The sequence below is a fragment of the Flintibacter faecis genome, assembly GCF_014287875.1.
GTDB lineage: Bacteria > Bacillota > Clostridia > Oscillospirales > Oscillospiraceae > Lawsonibacter > Lawsonibacter faecis_A.
Window position 1 is genome coordinate 153261 of the sequence record NZ_JACOPN010000001.1, and the last position, 15403, is coordinate 168663.

General features: G+C 63.6%; 14 protein-coding genes. 10 read left to right on the plus strand and 4 right to left on the minus strand.

The window, feature by feature from the left end; all coding sequences use genetic code 11:
• Positions 1-346 precede the first annotated feature (346 nt).
• The 6 genes from H8S55_RS00695 to gluQRS all read left to right on the plus strand — a co-directional run bounded on the left by H8S55_RS00695 (position 347) and on the right by gluQRS (position 5224).
• Entirely contained in the window at positions 347-892 is a 546-nt protein-coding gene (locus tag H8S55_RS00695; protein ID WP_186877392.1) for a DJ-1 family glyoxalase III, read from the plus strand.
• Positions 873-1451 (plus strand): 5-formyltetrahydrofolate cyclo-ligase, encoded by a 579-nt coding sequence (locus H8S55_RS00700; protein WP_186877393.1) that lies wholly within the window; start codon positions 873-875, stop codon positions 1449-1451. The genes H8S55_RS00695 and H8S55_RS00700 overlap by 20 nt, the downstream gene beginning before the upstream one ends.
• Before the next feature lie 33 nt (positions 1452-1484).
• Entirely contained in the window at positions 1485-2612 is a 1128-nt protein-coding gene (mltG, locus tag H8S55_RS00705; protein WP_186877394.1) for an endolytic transglycosylase MltG, read from the plus strand.
• 62 nt (positions 2613-2674) lie between these two features.
• Positions 2675-3895: a peptidase U32 family protein gene (locus tag H8S55_RS00710; RefSeq protein ID WP_147561481.1), complete on the plus strand. Its 1221-nt coding sequence runs from the start codon at positions 2675-2677 to the stop codon at positions 3893-3895.
• Positions 3896-3923: 28 nt separating this feature from the next.
• The gene (locus H8S55_RS00715) at positions 3924-4295 is read left to right on the plus strand and encodes a metallopeptidase family protein (RefSeq protein ID WP_147561480.1); all 372 of its coding nucleotides are present in this window, start codon (positions 3924-3926) and stop codon (positions 4293-4295) included.
• Positions 4292-5224 (plus strand): tRNA glutamyl-Q(34) synthetase GluQRS, encoded by a 933-nt coding sequence (gene gluQRS, locus H8S55_RS00720; RefSeq protein ID WP_227144358.1) that lies wholly within the window; start codon positions 4292-4294, stop codon positions 5222-5224. Before H8S55_RS00715 ends, gluQRS begins: the two co-directional genes overlap by 4 nt.
• Positions 5225-5273: 49 nt before the next feature.
• Here the strand turns inward: gluQRS and H8S55_RS00725 are convergent, their stop codons facing one another.
• The 4 genes from H8S55_RS00725 to H8S55_RS00740 form a co-directional block, all read right to left on the minus strand.
• On the minus strand, positions 5274-6449 hold the full coding sequence (locus H8S55_RS00725) for a DUF4234 domain-containing protein (protein WP_186877395.1): 1176 nt from the start codon (positions 6447-6449) through the stop codon (positions 5274-5276).
• A 34-nt stretch (positions 6450-6483) separates the two neighbouring features.
• Positions 6484-6885, minus strand: a complete 402-nt coding sequence (locus H8S55_RS00730; protein WP_207721654.1) for a DUF2752 domain-containing protein — start codon at positions 6883-6885, stop codon at positions 6484-6486.
• Between the two features lie 75 nt (positions 6886-6960).
• Complete coding sequence (locus H8S55_RS00735) at positions 6961-7896, minus strand: alpha/beta fold hydrolase (RefSeq protein WP_186877396.1); 936 nt, start codon at positions 7894-7896, stop codon at positions 6961-6963.
• Between the two features lie 50 nt (positions 7897-7946).
• Positions 7947-8531, minus strand: coding sequence for a hypothetical protein (locus H8S55_RS00740; RefSeq protein ID WP_186877397.1), 585 nt, complete (start codon positions 8529-8531; stop codon positions 7947-7949).
• A gap of 295 nt (positions 8532-8826) precedes the next feature.
• Between H8S55_RS00740 and H8S55_RS00745 the strand changes: the two genes are divergently transcribed.
• The 4 genes from H8S55_RS00745 to H8S55_RS00765 all read left to right on the plus strand — a co-directional run bounded on the left by H8S55_RS00745 (position 8827) and on the right by H8S55_RS00765 (position 15389).
• A complete protein-coding gene (locus H8S55_RS00745; protein WP_186877398.1) occupies positions 8827-11316 on the plus strand; it encodes an ATP-dependent helicase in 2490 nt (829 codons plus the stop codon).
• Between the two features lie 408 nt (positions 11317-11724).
• Entirely contained in the window at positions 11725-13434 is a 1710-nt protein-coding gene (locus H8S55_RS00755) for an efflux RND transporter periplasmic adaptor subunit (RefSeq protein ID WP_186877400.1), read from the plus strand.
• Positions 13435-13446: 12 nt separating this feature from the next.
• Positions 13447-14142 (plus strand): ABC transporter ATP-binding protein, encoded by a 696-nt coding sequence (locus H8S55_RS00760; RefSeq protein ID WP_147561471.1) that lies wholly within the window; start codon positions 13447-13449, stop codon positions 14140-14142.
• On the plus strand, positions 14139-15389 hold the full coding sequence (locus H8S55_RS00765) for an ABC transporter permease (protein ID WP_186877401.1): 1251 nt from the start codon (positions 14139-14141) through the stop codon (positions 15387-15389). The genes H8S55_RS00760 and H8S55_RS00765 overlap by 4 nt, the downstream gene beginning before the upstream one ends.
• Positions 15390-15403 lie beyond the last annotated feature (14 nt).

Here is a 15403-nt window from a genome sequence, read left to right on the forward strand (position 1 = left end):
CCAACGGCGGGCGGACGCAGAGGTCCGCCCCTACGGTGCGTCTTATAGAGTTATGAGTTAGAAGTGGTGAGATAGGAGTGATTCATCACTCATCACTCATCACTCATCACTCATCACTCATCACTCCTAACTCATCACTAAAACTATGCACCAACGGCGGGCGGACGCAGAGGTCCGCCCCTACGGTGCGTCTTATAGAGTTATGAGTTAGAAGTGGTGAGATAGGAGTGATTCATCACTCATCACTCATCACTCATCACTCCTAACTTATCACTAAAACTATGCACCAACAACGGGCGGACGCAGAGGTCCGCCCCTACGGTGCGTCTTATAAGGAGGTCATTCTATGGTCTATATTCTGCTCGCCCCCGGTTTTGAGGAGATGGAAGCTCTGGTCCCCGCCGACCTGCTGCGCCGGGCGGGTCTTGAGGTCGCCCTGACCACCGTGGGCCCCGCCCTGGTCCCCGGCGGCCACAACATCACCGTACAGGCCGACCTGACCCTGGACCAAGTAACGCTGAAGGCCGGGGACATGGTGGTGCTGCCCGGCGGCGGCATCGGCGTGGAAAATCTTTCCGCCTGCCCCGGAGTGGAGTCCCTGGTGCGCCGGGCCGCAGCGGACGAGCTTGTCTGGCTGGCCGCCATCTGCGCCGCCCCCACCCTGCTGGCCCGGTGGGGCCTGTTAACGGGCAAAAAGGCGGTGTGTTACCCCGGGCTGGAGGACCAGCTCACCGGGGCCATCTCCCAGCAGGGGGTCAGCCTGGTGCAGGACGGCAAGGTCATCACCGCCCAGGGCCCCGGCGCCGCCTTTGATTTTGGATTCTATTTAGTAAAGACCCTGGCCGGAGCGGCCAGGGAGCAGGAGGTTCGTCATGGCACTTACTATCGCTGAAGAAAAGAAGCAGCTGCGCAGCAACATCCGCAAGACTCTGGCGGCCATCCCTCAGGAGGAACTCACTCGCAGCGACGATGCCCTGTTTGCCCGGTTCCTGGCCCTGCCCCAGGTGCAGCAGGCCAAGACCATCTTCGCCTTTTGGGGCATCCCCGGCAAAGAGCCGGAGACCGCCCGCATGATCCAGACCCTGGTCTCCCAGGGCAAGCGGGTGGGACTGCCCCGGATGCTGCCCGGCCACCTGATGGAGATCCGCCAGTACATGCCGGACCGGCCCATGGTGTCCGTCTCCTTCGGCATCTCCGAGCCCGACCTGACCTGCCCCATCCTGACCCAGGACGAGATCGACCTGATCCTGGTCCCCGCCGTGTGCTATGACAAGGCGGGCTACCGCCTGGGCTTTGGCGGCGGCTATTACGACCGCTGGCTGGAGCACTTCAACGGCTTCCGGGTGGGCATGTGCCGCAATGCGGTGCTCCAGGACAAGGTGCCCACCGAGCCCCACGACAGCCGGGTGGACCTGCTGCTCACCGAGACGGAGCGCATCGTCTGCGGCTGAACGCTGCAAGCAAACTTGATCAAGGAGGACCCTATGGCACAGGAAAGAAGAAGCCCCCGCGCCCCGTCAGACCATTCTGAAAACGGTCAGAGCTCCCGCAGTTCCGGCCGGCGAAGACACTCCCGCAGCTTTTCCGCCAGCTCCGGCGTGCTGTATGCGGTGGCCGTCATCGGCGTGTCCATTCTGCTGGCCTGCGTGTGCTGGATCGCCGCCAACGACGTGCTGGCCCTGAACAAGCCGGAAAAAGAGGTCACCATCACCGTGGACAAAGAGGACAGCTTTAACCAGGTGGCGGACCGGCTGAAAAAAGAGGGGCTCATCGAGTATAAGGGCCTGTTCAAGCTGTTTGCCTCTGTCACCGGAGGCAAGGCCAAGGTCTCCCCGGGGACCTATACCCTGAACACCGACATGGACTATCGCGCCCTGCTCTCCGGCATGAGCGTGAACTCCTCCACCAAGGCGGAGATCACCATCACCATCCCAGAGGGCTATACCGTCACCCAGATCTTCCAGCTGCTGGAGGACAACAAGGTGGCCACGGTGGAGGAGCTGACTCAGGCCGCCGCCGAGCATGACTACGCCTTCTCCTTCCTGCAGGACATCCCCCTGGGCGATGCCGAGCGGCTGGAGGGCTTTCTCTACCCGGACACCTATCAGTTCAACACCCCTCACAATGCGGTGTATGCCATCAACAAGATGCTGGTGAACTTCGACGAGAAGTACACCGACGACCTGCGGCAGAAGGTGACCGACAGCGGCTATTCCATCCGGGAGATCCTGACCATCGCCTCCCTGGTGGAGCGGGAGACCGACGGCACCGACCGGGGCAAGATCGCCTCTGTCATCTATAACCGCCTGAACAATCCCAGCTCCGGGACCATGGGCTATCTGCAGATCGACGCTACTCTGGCCTTCCTCAACGGCGGCAAGGTCCCCACCGAGGCGGACAAGGCCATTGACTCCCCCTACAACACCTATCTCTATAAGGGGCTGCCCCCCGCTCCCATCGCAAACCCGGGTCTTGATGCCATCAAGGCCGCCCTGGACCCGGAAAAGACCGGCTATTTCTACTACGCCCTGGGCGACGACAACACCCACAGCTTCTTCAAGACCCTGGACGCGCAGCAGCGCTTCCTGCGCACCCAGACCCGGTATAACTGATCTTATCCCCGCTCCCGCCTCGGGGGCGGGGATGCTTCCATCATCAAACAGGAGAGAAACACATGCGTGAGAAAAAAATCGAACTGCTCGCCCCCGCCGGGGACATGGAGCGGCTGGAGATGGCGGTGGCCTATGGGGCCGATGCCGTCTATCTGGCGGGCACCGCCTTCGGAATGCGCTCCTTCGCCGGAAACTTCACCCCGGAAGAGCTGAAGCGGGCGGTGGACCTGTGTCACAAAAAGGGCGTTCGGGTCCATGTCACCTGCAACACCATGCCCCGCAACGACGAGGTGGCCCGTCTGCCCGAGTGGCTGACCTATCTGGACCAGGTGGGGGTGGACGCCGTCATCCTGGCCGACGTGGGCGTGATGGCCCTGGCGGGGAAATACGCCCCCCATGTCCAGCGGCACATCTCCACCCAGGCCAGCATCGTCAACTATGAGACGGCCCGTGCCTGGCACGACCTGGGGGCCGACCGGGTGATCCTGGCCCGGGAGCTGTCCCTGGACGAGATCCGGGAGATCCGTGCCAAAACGCCCCCGGAGCTGGAGCTGGAGGCCTTTGCCCACGGGGCCATGTGCGTGAGCTACTCCGGCCGGTGCCTGCTGTCCAACTATATGACGGGCCGGGACTCCAACCGGGGGGCCTGCGCCCAGCCCTGCCGGTATCAATACGCCCTGATGGAGGAGAAGCGCCCCGGGGAATATTTCCCCGTGTACGAGGACGAGAAGGGCACCTACATCATGAACTCCCGGGATATGTGCACCATCGACCACGTGGCCCAGCTGATGGATGCGGGGCTGGACTCGTTGAAACTGGAGGGCCGGGCCAAGTCGGCCTACTATGCCGCCATCGTCACCGGGGCCTATCGCCACGCCATCGACGCCGCCCTGGCCGGGCAGCCCCTGGACCCGGTGTGGCGGGACGAGGTGGAGCACATCAGCCACCGGCACTACTCCACCGGCTTCTACTTCGGCCAGCCGGGGCAGTTCACCGAAGATTCCCGCTATATCCGGGACTGGCAGATCGTGGCCAAGGTCCGCTCCTGCACCCCCGACGGCCGGGCGGTGCTCACCCTGAACAACAAGTTCTCGGTGGGGGATCAGCTGGAGCTGGTGGGCCCCGGCCTGCGGCCCTGTCCCGTCACCGTGAAGGCCCTGTGGGACGAGGACGGCGAACGCCTGGACCAGGTGCGCAAGCCCCAGATGGTCTTTCAGCTGGATCTGCCCTGTCAGGCCCCGCCCCTGTCCCTGCTCCGCCGCCGGGCCGATCTGACACCCTGATCTTCCGCACGTTTGAGGAGGAATATTCATGATCCCAAGCTATGAACAGATGGGCGACTGGCTGGAGGAGATCGTCCAGCAGTTCCCCGCCCCCTTCTTTGCCGCCCTGGACGGGGGCGTACAGCTGGAGGAGCAGGCCCTGCCCGACCCCGACTTCCCCCACGGCCAGATGTACATCCTGGGGGAGTACTGCCACGACCTGCTGGGCCGCTATATCGTGCTGTACTACGGCTCCTTCGCCGCCCTGTTCCCTGATGGGGACGAGGAGACCTGGAAGGACGAGATCTTCGCCACTGTGGCCCACGAATTCACCCACCATATGGAGGACGCCGCCGGTCTCCACGCCCTGGATGATCAGGACATGGAGTTTTTAAACCAGGCCCGGCGTGACCTGCTGTGAGCGCCCCCGCCGCTTCCGTCTCCCCCGTCCGGGGCCGCTTTGCCCCCAGTCCCAGCGGGCGGATGCACCTGGGCAACCTGTGGTCCTGTCTGCTGGCCTGGCTGGCCGCCCGCAGCGTGGGGGGCGGCATGGTCCTGCGGCTGGAGGACTTAGACCCCGACCGCTGCCGCCCGGAATTCTGCGACCAGGTCATGGGGGACTTGGACTGGCTGGGCCTGGACTGGGACGGCCAGCCCATCTATCAAAGCCGGCGCACCCAGGCCTATGCCGCCGCCTTTCATGCCCTGGAGGAGCGGGGGCTGGTCTATCCCTGCTTCTGCACCCGGGCCCAGCGGCTGGCCGCCTCCGCTCCCCACCGGTCGGACGGGGCGGCCCTATACTCCGGCCGCTGCCGCCATCTGGCCCCGGAGGCGCGGGCCGCTCTGTCCGCCCGGCGTGTCCCCGCCTGGCGCATTCAGGTCCCGGAGGAGACGGTCTCCTTCCGGGATAAGCTCCAAGGGGACTGTGCCCAAAACCTGGCGGCGGAGTGCGGGGACTTTATCCTCCGCCGCTCGGACGGGGTGTACGCCTATCAGCTGGCGGTGGTGGTGGACGATGCCTTTCAGGGGGTCACCCAGGTGGTGCGGGGCAGCGATCTGCTGGACTCCGCCCCCCGGCAGCTGTGGCTGCAAAAGGAGCTGGGCCTGCCCCACCCGGAGTATGGCCATGTGCCCCTGCTCCTCTCCCCCGACGGCCGCCGCCTGGCCAAGCGGGACCGGGATCAGGAGCTGTCCCAGCTGAAGGAGCGCTTCACTGCCCCGCAGCTGGTGGGCCGTCTTGCCCTGGCCGCCGGACTCATCCCGGAATACGCCCCCATCACCCCGGCGCAGCTGCTGCCCTATTTTGCCTGGGACAAGCTGCCCCGGCGGGACTTTGTCTTTGAGCTGTAAAAAAAATCGTCGTATCCCAACCCGGATACGACGATTTTTGTCGCTGCGCTCAGATCCCGTGGGCCCGGTTATAGGCTGCACACAGCTGATTGCAGTTTTTGATGATGATATAGGTGGCCACCCAGGTGCCCAGACCACACAGCAGGGAGCCGATGACCAGCCACAGCAGAACGGTGGTGCCGTTTTCCTGAAAGCTCATGCCATACCGGGAGGCGTTGTTCGCCAGCCGGTTGCCCAGGCAGTAATACCAGTAGAAGGAGTAGATGCCGCAGGTGACCAGGCTGAGCAGAATGAGACCCAGCAGGCCCCGGGTGTGCTCCCCATCCCCGTCGCACACGGTGTTCACATCCTGGATCATGGAATACAGGAACACCAGGCCATAGATGCCGCAGGTGATGATGGTCAGCACCACATAGAGGACAAAGTTCCGGTCCTCGGTCACCGGGCGTGTCCAGTTGACCCCGGCACCGTAGTTGGCGGAAGCGGACTGATCCTGCGGCCGGGTGCCCTCCTGGCCGCAGGCGCTCCGGCCGCCGCCGGTGAAGCGCAGCTCCTTGATGGCGTCGGACAGGTCATAGCCCAGCTGGCGCAGCTGGTCGGCGCTCTTGCCCACCAGAGCCCGCTGGCCGTCTAAGTACATCAGCACCCACAGTCCGCCCACGGTGACGGCCAGGCCCAGCACGGACGTGACGAATCCGCCCCAGCTCCAATGCCAGCCATAGACCAGCCCGTCGATGAGCACCATCATCAGCGCCCGAATGGCCAGCACCGCCAGCGTGGCCAGGGACAGACAGGACACGCCCAGGAAATAGGCCTCCCGGTTTTCCCGGGTGCTCTTCAGGGCCATGGCCAGCAGCAGCAGGCACATGCACATATAGGCCCCGGACTGGATCATGGGCAGCAGCACATGGGTCAGGACTGTGGCTCCGTAGCAATAGCCGCCCAGCAGGACACCGACTGCGCCGAAGAAGCGGCCAATGGCCCGGACACCATAGACCACGGCGCACAGAATAGCAAAGATGGTCAGCAGGGCGTTGCCGCCGGTGACAGGTGCGCCGCCGGAGGGCGGGGGCGCGTCATAGCGATAGTTCCCGGTCTGTGTGGCAGTCGTCCCGTCGGGCTGGGGCGGGACCTGATCCGGCCCATTCTCCTGCTGTCTGGCCCCGCAATAGCTGCAGAACCGCTGGCCGTCGCCGATCTCTCGGCCGCAATGCTTGCAATACATATTGTTTCTCTCCTTTTCTCTCTGTTTTCTCTTTCTATGCTCCAAACACAACACGAAACAAAAGGCCTGTCTGGGGGGCGAAGGTGACGATGCTGTCCCCCGGGTCGGCCATACGCAGGGCGTACACCACCAGGAACAGGGCCGCCCCGGCCCACACCGCTCCCCGCAGCACCCGCCGGGGGATATGCCGCCGGAACAGAAACAGTCCCGCCGCCAGAACGGGTGTCCAGAACAGGGGGTGATAGCCCCAGGCCGCCGAAATATCCCCCCGCAGCAGGGCCAGCCAGGCCCGGGACATGCCGCACCCGGCGCAGGAGATCCCGGTGAAAAGCCGGATGGGGCAGGTGATGCCCAGGGCCTCCATCCCCCCGTAGAGCAGGACGACGGCCAATGCCGCCCCCAGCCAGGGCGGGAGAGCGCCCTTGTTCTCTCTCACGGCTCTCTCCCCCTTTGATCGTTTTGGACCATTATACCAGTCGGCGGCAGAAGTTGCAATTATGTTAAAAAATAATTAAGGTTTGGCCAGTCGGTCAGCCAGCCAGACGGCCAGTTCCTCCATCACCTGCTCCCGCTCCGGCTCGTTGAGCATCTCGTGCCGCCCGCCGGGGTAAAGCCGCACCGTCACATCCCGGCAGCTGCAGCGGCGAAACAGCGCCGCCACCCGGCGCACCCCCGCCCCCATGTCCCCCACAGGGTCACGGTCCCCGGAAAAGAGATAGATGGGCATATCTCCGTCCATGCGCCGGACGTTCTCCTCCCGGCCGATCCAGGCGATGCCCCCCAGCATATCCCGGAACATGGACACGGTGGGGCGAAAGTTACATAGGGGGTCCTGCTTCCGTCCCGCCGCCATCTCAGAGTCCCGGGTGGTCCAGTCCCCCTGACCCGGAGCGGGGTGGACCCGGGCGTTATAGGCCCCCAGGGACAGGGCATAGACCAGGGGGCTCACATAGTCCGGCCCCCGCCACCGGCACAGCAGGCCGGAGACCCCCCGGCCAAAAGCCACCAGGGCCGCCCGCTCCTGCCCCGTGCCCGACAGCACGGCGGCATCCACCGTCCCCGGCCAGCGGATGAGACAGGTCCGGGCCAAAAAGGACCCCATGGAGTGCCCCAGCAGCACATAGGGCAAGTCGGGCCACCGCTCCCCCTCCAGCCGCCGCAGGGCGTACACGTCCCGGACGACCAGGTCCCAGCCGCCCTCCGGGGCGAAAAAGCCGTATTTTCCGTCTGTCACCGTTGCCCCGTGGCCCAGGTGGTCCTCGCCGCACACCACATAGCCCCGCCGGGTGAAAAACTCCGCCACGTGGGCATAGCGTCCCATGTGCTCGGCAATGCCGTGGACGATCTGGAGCACCCCACGGGGCGTTCCATCCGGCAGCCACTCCACCGCCCGGATCGTATGCCGCCCGTCGGCGGAGGGATAGGTCAGGGTCCTGCGTTGGGACATAGATATGCCTCCTTTTTCATCTTAAGTGTAACGGAACTGCCCCCATAAAGTCAACCCAGCCGGTCCGGCTCCATGCGCTCCAGGGTCTGGCGGAGGGTGCGGCAGTGGCGGCGGAACTGGAGGGACAGCTCCTCCAGCAGTTCGGCCTGGGTGCCCGCTGATTGTTTCATTTGGTTCACACACAGCCCCTCCAGCTCCTCCTCCCGCTGATACTGCCGCCGCAGGGCGGGGGCCAGGGCCAGGGGCTCCGGGCTTTGGGGCGGCCTGTTGGAACGATAGTCCCGCCCCGTCTCCAGGTAATAGGCGGCACTTAACCGGCGCAGGGCCGTCCGGTCCTCTGCGGCCACCGCCCCTATGCTCTGGCCGTACCGCCCCGCCCGGCGGACCAGATTTTGGGCGCTTTCAAACGCCGCCCGGGTCCGGTCTATCAGCATCTCTAAGCTGGCCCCCGGTTCCCGCTCCGGGCCAGAATGCTCCTCCGGCAGGCTCTCCTGTTGTTCGGTCCGCTCCGACGGTTCCGGTTCCAGGGCGATGGGACTGCCCTCCCCGTCCGGCATCACCCTGGCCCACACCCGGCGAAAGGTCTCCGGGTCGGGATGCTGTTCCAGCACCCAGCCGCTCTCCTGCTGCGCCATATGCGCTCCCCCCTCTATTCAGAATGGCTCTTGCAGCACATTCTATGCCAGTTTTGAGTCAGAAGTTAGGAGTTAGGAGAGATGAGTGATGAGTTTCTCTCAACTCCTAACTCCTATCTCATCACTCCTAACTCCTAACTCCTAACTCCTAACTCCTATCTCATCACTCCTAACTCTGTCCAACTTGCTATTTTTCTTTCCCCATGATAAACTAAGCACCTGACCATCCAGACTCTTCTGCCCGGCCCTTTCTGTGGGCCGAGCGCTATTTTGATACAGAACGGAACGTGACATCATGCTTGACCACGAACAGGAAATTCGATTCGCCGCCGCCCGCCGACGGGCCATCGCCCGGGACTTTTACCGGCTGAACGCCCAGCAGCAGGAGGCGGTGCTCACCACCCAGGGCCCCCTGCTGCTGCTGGCCGGGGCGGGCAGCGGAAAGACCACCGTGCTCATCAACCGCATCGCCAACCTGATGCGCTATGGCCGGGGCTCTGACAGCCCGGAGGTCCCCCAGTGGGTCACCCCCGACGACCTGGCCTTTCTGGAGGGCTGCGCCCAGGGGGCGGAGCTGTCCCAGGAGGACCGGGAGCGGCGGGAGCGGCTGTGCTGCCTAGACCCCGCCCAGCCCTGGACCATCCTGGCCATCACCTTTACCAACAAGGCCGCCGGAGAGCTGAAGGACCGCCTGACCCGGATGCTGGGCCCCGCCGGGGAGGACGTGTGGGCCTCCACCTTCCACTCCGCCTGTGTGCGTATTTTGCGCCGGGACATCGAGAAGCTGGGCTTTGCCTCCTCCTTTACCATCTACGACTCCGACGACTCCCTGCGGGTCATCAAGGAGTCCATGAAGCACCTGAACATGGATGACAAGCAGTTCCCGCCCCGGTCCGTGCTGGGCTACATCTCCCGGGCCAAGGATGCCATGCTCCTGGCCGACGAGTATCTGGCCCAGTGCAAGGCCAGCGGGGACTTCCGCCTGACCAAGATCGCCAACATCTACATGGAGTATCAGCGCCGCCTGTGGGAGGCCAACGCCTTAGATTTCGACGACATCATCCTCCACACCGTCCGCCTGCTCCAGCAGTTTGAGGACGTGCGGGAATTCTATCAGAAAAAGTTCCGCTATGTGCTCATTGACGAGTATCAGGACACCAACCATCTGCAATATCTGCTGGCCTCCCTGCTGGCGGGGGGGTATCAGAATTTCTGCGTGGTGGGCGACGACGACCAGTCCATCTATCGCTTCCGGGGGGCCACCATCGAGAATATCCTGTCCTTTGAGCAGCAGTATCAGGGCTGCCGGGTGATCCGGCTGGAGGAGAACTACCGCTCCACCCGGCACATTCTGGAGGCCTCCAACGCCGTCATCCGCAACAACCAAGGCCGCAAGGGCAAGGAGCTGTGGACCAAGGCCGGGGACGGGGATCAGCTGACCCTGTACACCGCCATGAACGAGAACGACGAGGCCCAGTATGTGGCCGCCCGCATTCTGGAGGACTACAGCCAGGGCCGCCGGTGGAAGGACCACGCCATTCTCTACCGCATGAACGCCCAGTCCAACCAGATGGAGAACGCCTGCAAGAAAAACGGCATCCCCTATCGCATCATCGGCGGCACCCGGTTTTTTGACCGGGCGGAGGTGAAGGACATGGTGGCCTATCTGGCGGTGCTGAACAACCCGGAGGACGACCTGCGCCTGACCCGCATCATCAACAACCCGCCCCGGGGCATCGGAGCCAAGACCATCGAGACCGCCCAGACCATCGCCCGGCGGGAGGAGACCTCCCTCTATGCCGTCATCGACAACGCCCGCCTGTACCCGGAGCTGGAGCGCTCGGCGGGCAAGCTGGCCGCCTTTACCAATCTCATGGGGGAGCTGGCCGCCCTGGCCGGGGAGCTGCCCCTGGACCAGTTCTATGAGGAGCTGATGATCCGCACCGGCTATGCCGTCATGCTGGAGACTAAGAACACCGTGGAGGACCGGGGACGGCTGGAGAACATCCGGGAGCTGCTCACCTCCATCCGGGGCTATCTGGACGGGGCGGGGGACGAGCCTTCCCTGGCGGGCTTTCTGGACGAGATCGCCCTGTACACCGATCTGGACCGCCAGGACGAGGAGGACTGCGTGGTGATGATGACCATGCACTCGGCCAAGGGGCTGGAGTTCCCCGTGGTCTTTCTGGTGGGGGCCGAGGAGGGCATCTTCCCCGGCATCCGGGCCATCGGCGAGACGGACGAGATGGAGGAGGAGCGCCGGCTGTGCTATGTGGCCATGACCCGGGCCAAAGAGAAGCTCTATCTCACCTGCGCCCAGCAGCGGATGCTGTTTGGCCGCACCAGCAACAACCGCCCCTCCCGCTTTGTGGAGGAGATCCCCCAGGAGCTGCTGGAACGCACCGGGCGGGCCAACCGCTGGGACAGCGACAGCTGGGGCGGCGGCATCCCCAGCCGGGACTCGGGCTACGGCGGCTATGACCGCCCCGCCCCCGCCGGACACAGCGCCCAGGGCCGCAGCGCCGGCACAGCCGGCTATGGCGGCGGCTTTGTCCGGGCCATGAACGGCAGCGGACAAAAGCCCGCCGGCCGGCCCGCTCCCGCCCCTGCCCCTGCCGCCTCCTTCAAAAAAGGCGATACCGTGCGCCACAAGGCCTTTGGCAAGGGCGTGATCCTGTCCATCCAGAAGATGGGCGGCGACGCCCTGCTGGAGATCGCCTTCGACCAGGTGGGCACCAAGCGCCTGATGATGAAATCCGCCGCAGCGCATATGGAGAAGAAGTAACTATTTCAAACGGATTGCCACGTCGGGACTTTGCCCCTCCTCGCAATGACAGAAAACAGGGCTGCTGGTCCCTCCTTCGGCGGGGAAGCTGACATCCATGTCATTGCCAGGAGCGCAAGCGACGCGGTGATCCGTTTTCTCTCAGGGCTGTTTTTTGAAAAAAAAACACGAAAAGCCTGCAACATTTTCCTGCTCTCGTTCGTCTATTTCAGTGAAGCGCAAAACCGCCCTGACGGTTACAGGAGCATCTTAAGAATATCTTAAACTTTTGTAATCGCTTTGTAGTTGTTCCGGGCGGCGGAGAACGAATATAATGAAGCTGGGGGACGAGCACCGCCCCCGCAAAGGAAATGACCACACCGCCCTGCGGTTACATATGTGCAGGACTGTTGAAGGAGGATATTTACTATGGCAGAGATGACCACCGTCCAGCCCCAGGCCCCGGCTCCCGCTCCGGCTCCGGCCCAGGGCAAGCCCCCGTTGAAAAAGAAGGGGGCACAGAAGAAGAAAATGGCCAAGCGGCTGATCGCCCTGGCCGTGGCCGCAGCGGTATGTCTGGGCGGCGGCTTTGCCCTGCACCGCTTTTTGAATTCCGGTAGCGGCGACCTGGGAGAAATTTACGCCCAGCCCGCCTCCATCGGCAGCATCCAGAGCACCGTGTCCGGCAGCGGCACCGCCAAGGCCAAGGAGTCGGCGGCCATCACCCTGACCCAGAGCGGCACCGTGCAGGAGGTGCTGGTGGCCGGCGGCGACACGGTGACGGCGGGGCAGCCCCTGTACACCATCTACAGCCAGGCCGCCGAGGACGAGGTCAATAACGCCCGGAAGGCCCTCACCGACCTGCAAAAGGACATGGCCGACCTGCAAAAGGACGTGTCCAACCTCACCGTCCGGGCCCCCTTCTCCGGCAAGCTGATGGACGTAAAGGACTTCCAGACCGACCAGGACGTGTCCAAGGGCACCCCGGTGGCCACCATTGTCAACGACAAAAAGCTGAAGCTGACACTGTACTTCAGCTACGCCTATGAGAACAGCGTCAAAAAGGGCCAGGCCGTCACCGTGTCCGTCCCCGCCGTGATGGGCGACTTCAGCGGCTATGTGGACGACATCCACAAGGTGAGCTACATCTCCCCCGAGGGGGCCGTCCACTTCGAGGCGGTCATCGCCTTTGATAACCCGGGCACCCTGACCGCCGGGATGGACGCCGCCGCCGTGCTCACCGCCGCCGACGGCAGCAAGATCTACCCCTATCAGAACGGCAAGACCGAGTATTACGAGAGCCGCACCATCGAGTGCAAGGCCAACGGCCCCGTCACCGCCATCGGCAATCTGCGCAACTATGCCAACGTGTCTGCCGGGGAGGCCATCCTCACCCTGGGCTCCTCCACCCTGGACACCGATATCCGGGCCAAGCAGGAGCAGCTGGACCAGGCCCAGAAGAAGCTGGACGAGGCGGTCAAGGCCCTGGCCAACTTCCACGCCACCGCCCCCATCGACGGCACCGTCACCTCCTGCAGCCTGGTGGAGGGGCAGGACGTGAAAAGCGGCGACACCGTCATCATCATCTCCAACAACACCACCATGCTGGTCACCATCACGGTGGATGACCGGAACATCTCTTACATCAAGCCGGGCAGCTATGTAGACCTGACCTGGAACGATGCCACTTATCAGGGCCTGGTCACCTCCATCGACATGAGCAAGGCGGAGAGCGGCCAGGGCATGACCAACTATCCCGTGGTGCTCACGGTGGACAACCCGGACGGCAGCCTGATCGATGGGGCCTATCTGCAGTACTCCTTCGTCACCAGCCAGTCGGACAACTGTATCCTGGTGCCCACCAGTGCGGTGAAATACGTCAGCGATCTGGACGGCAACCGCCAGTCTGTGGTCTTTGTCCAGCGGGACGAGCGCCCCGACGACGTGCCTGAGCTGGACCTGCCCGACCCCATGCCCGGGGAGAAGCGGGAGTACCCCAGCGAGAAGGATGGCTATTACCCTGTCATCGTATCCACCGGCCTGTCCGATGCCCAGAACGTGGAGATCACCTCCGGCCTGGAGGACGGGGACACGGTCTTTGTGAACTACACCGTCACCGAGTCCGGCAGCAGCTGGTAAAGGGGGCGCGCCATGCTCATTGACATCAAAGATATCTATAAGATCTATAACGAGGGCCAGGAGAGCGAGGTCCGGGCCCTGGACGGGGTGTCTCTGGACATTGACCGCGGGGAATTCGTGGCCATTGTGGGCCAGTCCGGCTCGGGCAAGTCCACGCTGATGAACGTGCTGGGCTGTCTGGATATCCCCACCTATGGGGAGTATCACTTAAACGGGGTGGATGTGACCTCCCTGTCTGACAAGCAGCTGGCCCACATCCGCAACAAGGAGATCGGCTTCATCTTCCAGGGCTATAACCTGATCCAGGAGCTGGACGCTCTGGAGAACGTGACCCTGCCCCTCATCTACCAGGGCGTCTCGGTGTGGGACCGGGAGGACATCGCCATGGAGGCCCTGGCCCGGGTGGGCATGGACGACCGGGCCCACCACCGGCCCAGTCAGATGTCCGGCGGCCAGCAGCAGCGGGTGGCCATCGCCCGGGCCATTGCCACCCACCCCCCCATCATTATGGCCGACGAGCCCACCGGCGCCCTGGACTCTAAAACCGGGCGGCATGTGCTGGAGATCCTCCGGGAGCTGTACCGGGAGGGCACCACCATCCTGCTCATCACCCACGACGACGGCATCGCCGCCACCGCCCGCCGGGTGGTGCGGCTGTCAGACGGCAAGATCATTGCCGATCACCCCCAGGAGGTGGATTGGGCATGAACATCTGGCAGGCATTCACCATGGCCCTAAAGTCCATCGCCATGAAAAAGACCCGCTCCTTCCTCACCATGCTGGGTATCATCATCGGCGTGGCCAGCGTGGTCATCATGGTCTCGGTGGTCCAGGGGCAGAACAAGAAAAACATGGAGTATTTCGAGAAGATGGGCAACAACAAGATCAACGTCTCCGCCTACTCCTACTACGACACCAACAACGAGACCTCCCAAAAGCTGTATGACTACTGCCTGTCCCTGAGCAATCTGGTGGACGGCATCACCCCCGACGTGGAGCTGGGCAACAAGGCCACCGTGCAGTACGGGGCCAAGACCCTGGCGGTCAACGACTACAGCAACGGCAACTACGACTGGGAGAAGGCCATGCACATCAAACTTGGCTCGGACCAATACGGGGTGTGCAACAACTATACCCTGGCCGGGGGCCGGGAGATGTCCTTTTTGGACATTGAAAAGACCAACGCCGTGTGCGTGCTGGGGGCCGGGGCCAAGACCGCCCTGTTCGACTACACCGACCCGGTGGGTGAGACCATCAACATCAACGGCCGACCCTTCCTGGTGGTGGGCTATTACCAGCCCATGTCGTTGGACGGCTGGCCGGAGATGGACAACATCATCGTCCTGCCCTACACCTTCAACCGCACCATGAACCAGAACAGCACCATCAGCAGCTATGTGGTCAAGGCCAAAAGCGCCTCCGCCACCACCGAGGCCATGACTCTGCTGGATGCCTATCTGGCCGGACTGTTCCCCAAAAATGCCGACGGCCACAGCGACCGGGGCGACTATTATGTCCAGAGCAACAACAGCTCTGCCCAGGACATCAAAAACCAGAACACCATGCAGGCCCTGGTGCTGGGGGCCATCGCCGGCATCTCGCTGCTGGTGGGCGGCATCGGCATCATGAACATCATGCTGGTCACCGTGACCGAGCGCACCCGGGAGATCGGCATCCGCAAGGCCATCGGCGCCGAGCGCAAGAGCATCATCACCCAGTTTTTGATCGAGGCGGCGGTGATCTGCTCCATCGGCGGCCTCATCGGCATCGGCATCGGCTGCGTGGGCACTCTGGTGGCCGGAAAGCTGCTGCTGAACGAGACGGCCATGCTGCCCAGCCCCTTCATCACCATGGGAGCCTTCCTGTTCTCGGTGGTGCTGGGCGTGATCTTCGGCATGTATCCCGCCATCAAGGCCTCCGGTCTGCAGCCGGTGGTGGCCCTGCGGGCGGAGTGAGCTCAGCAAAGAGC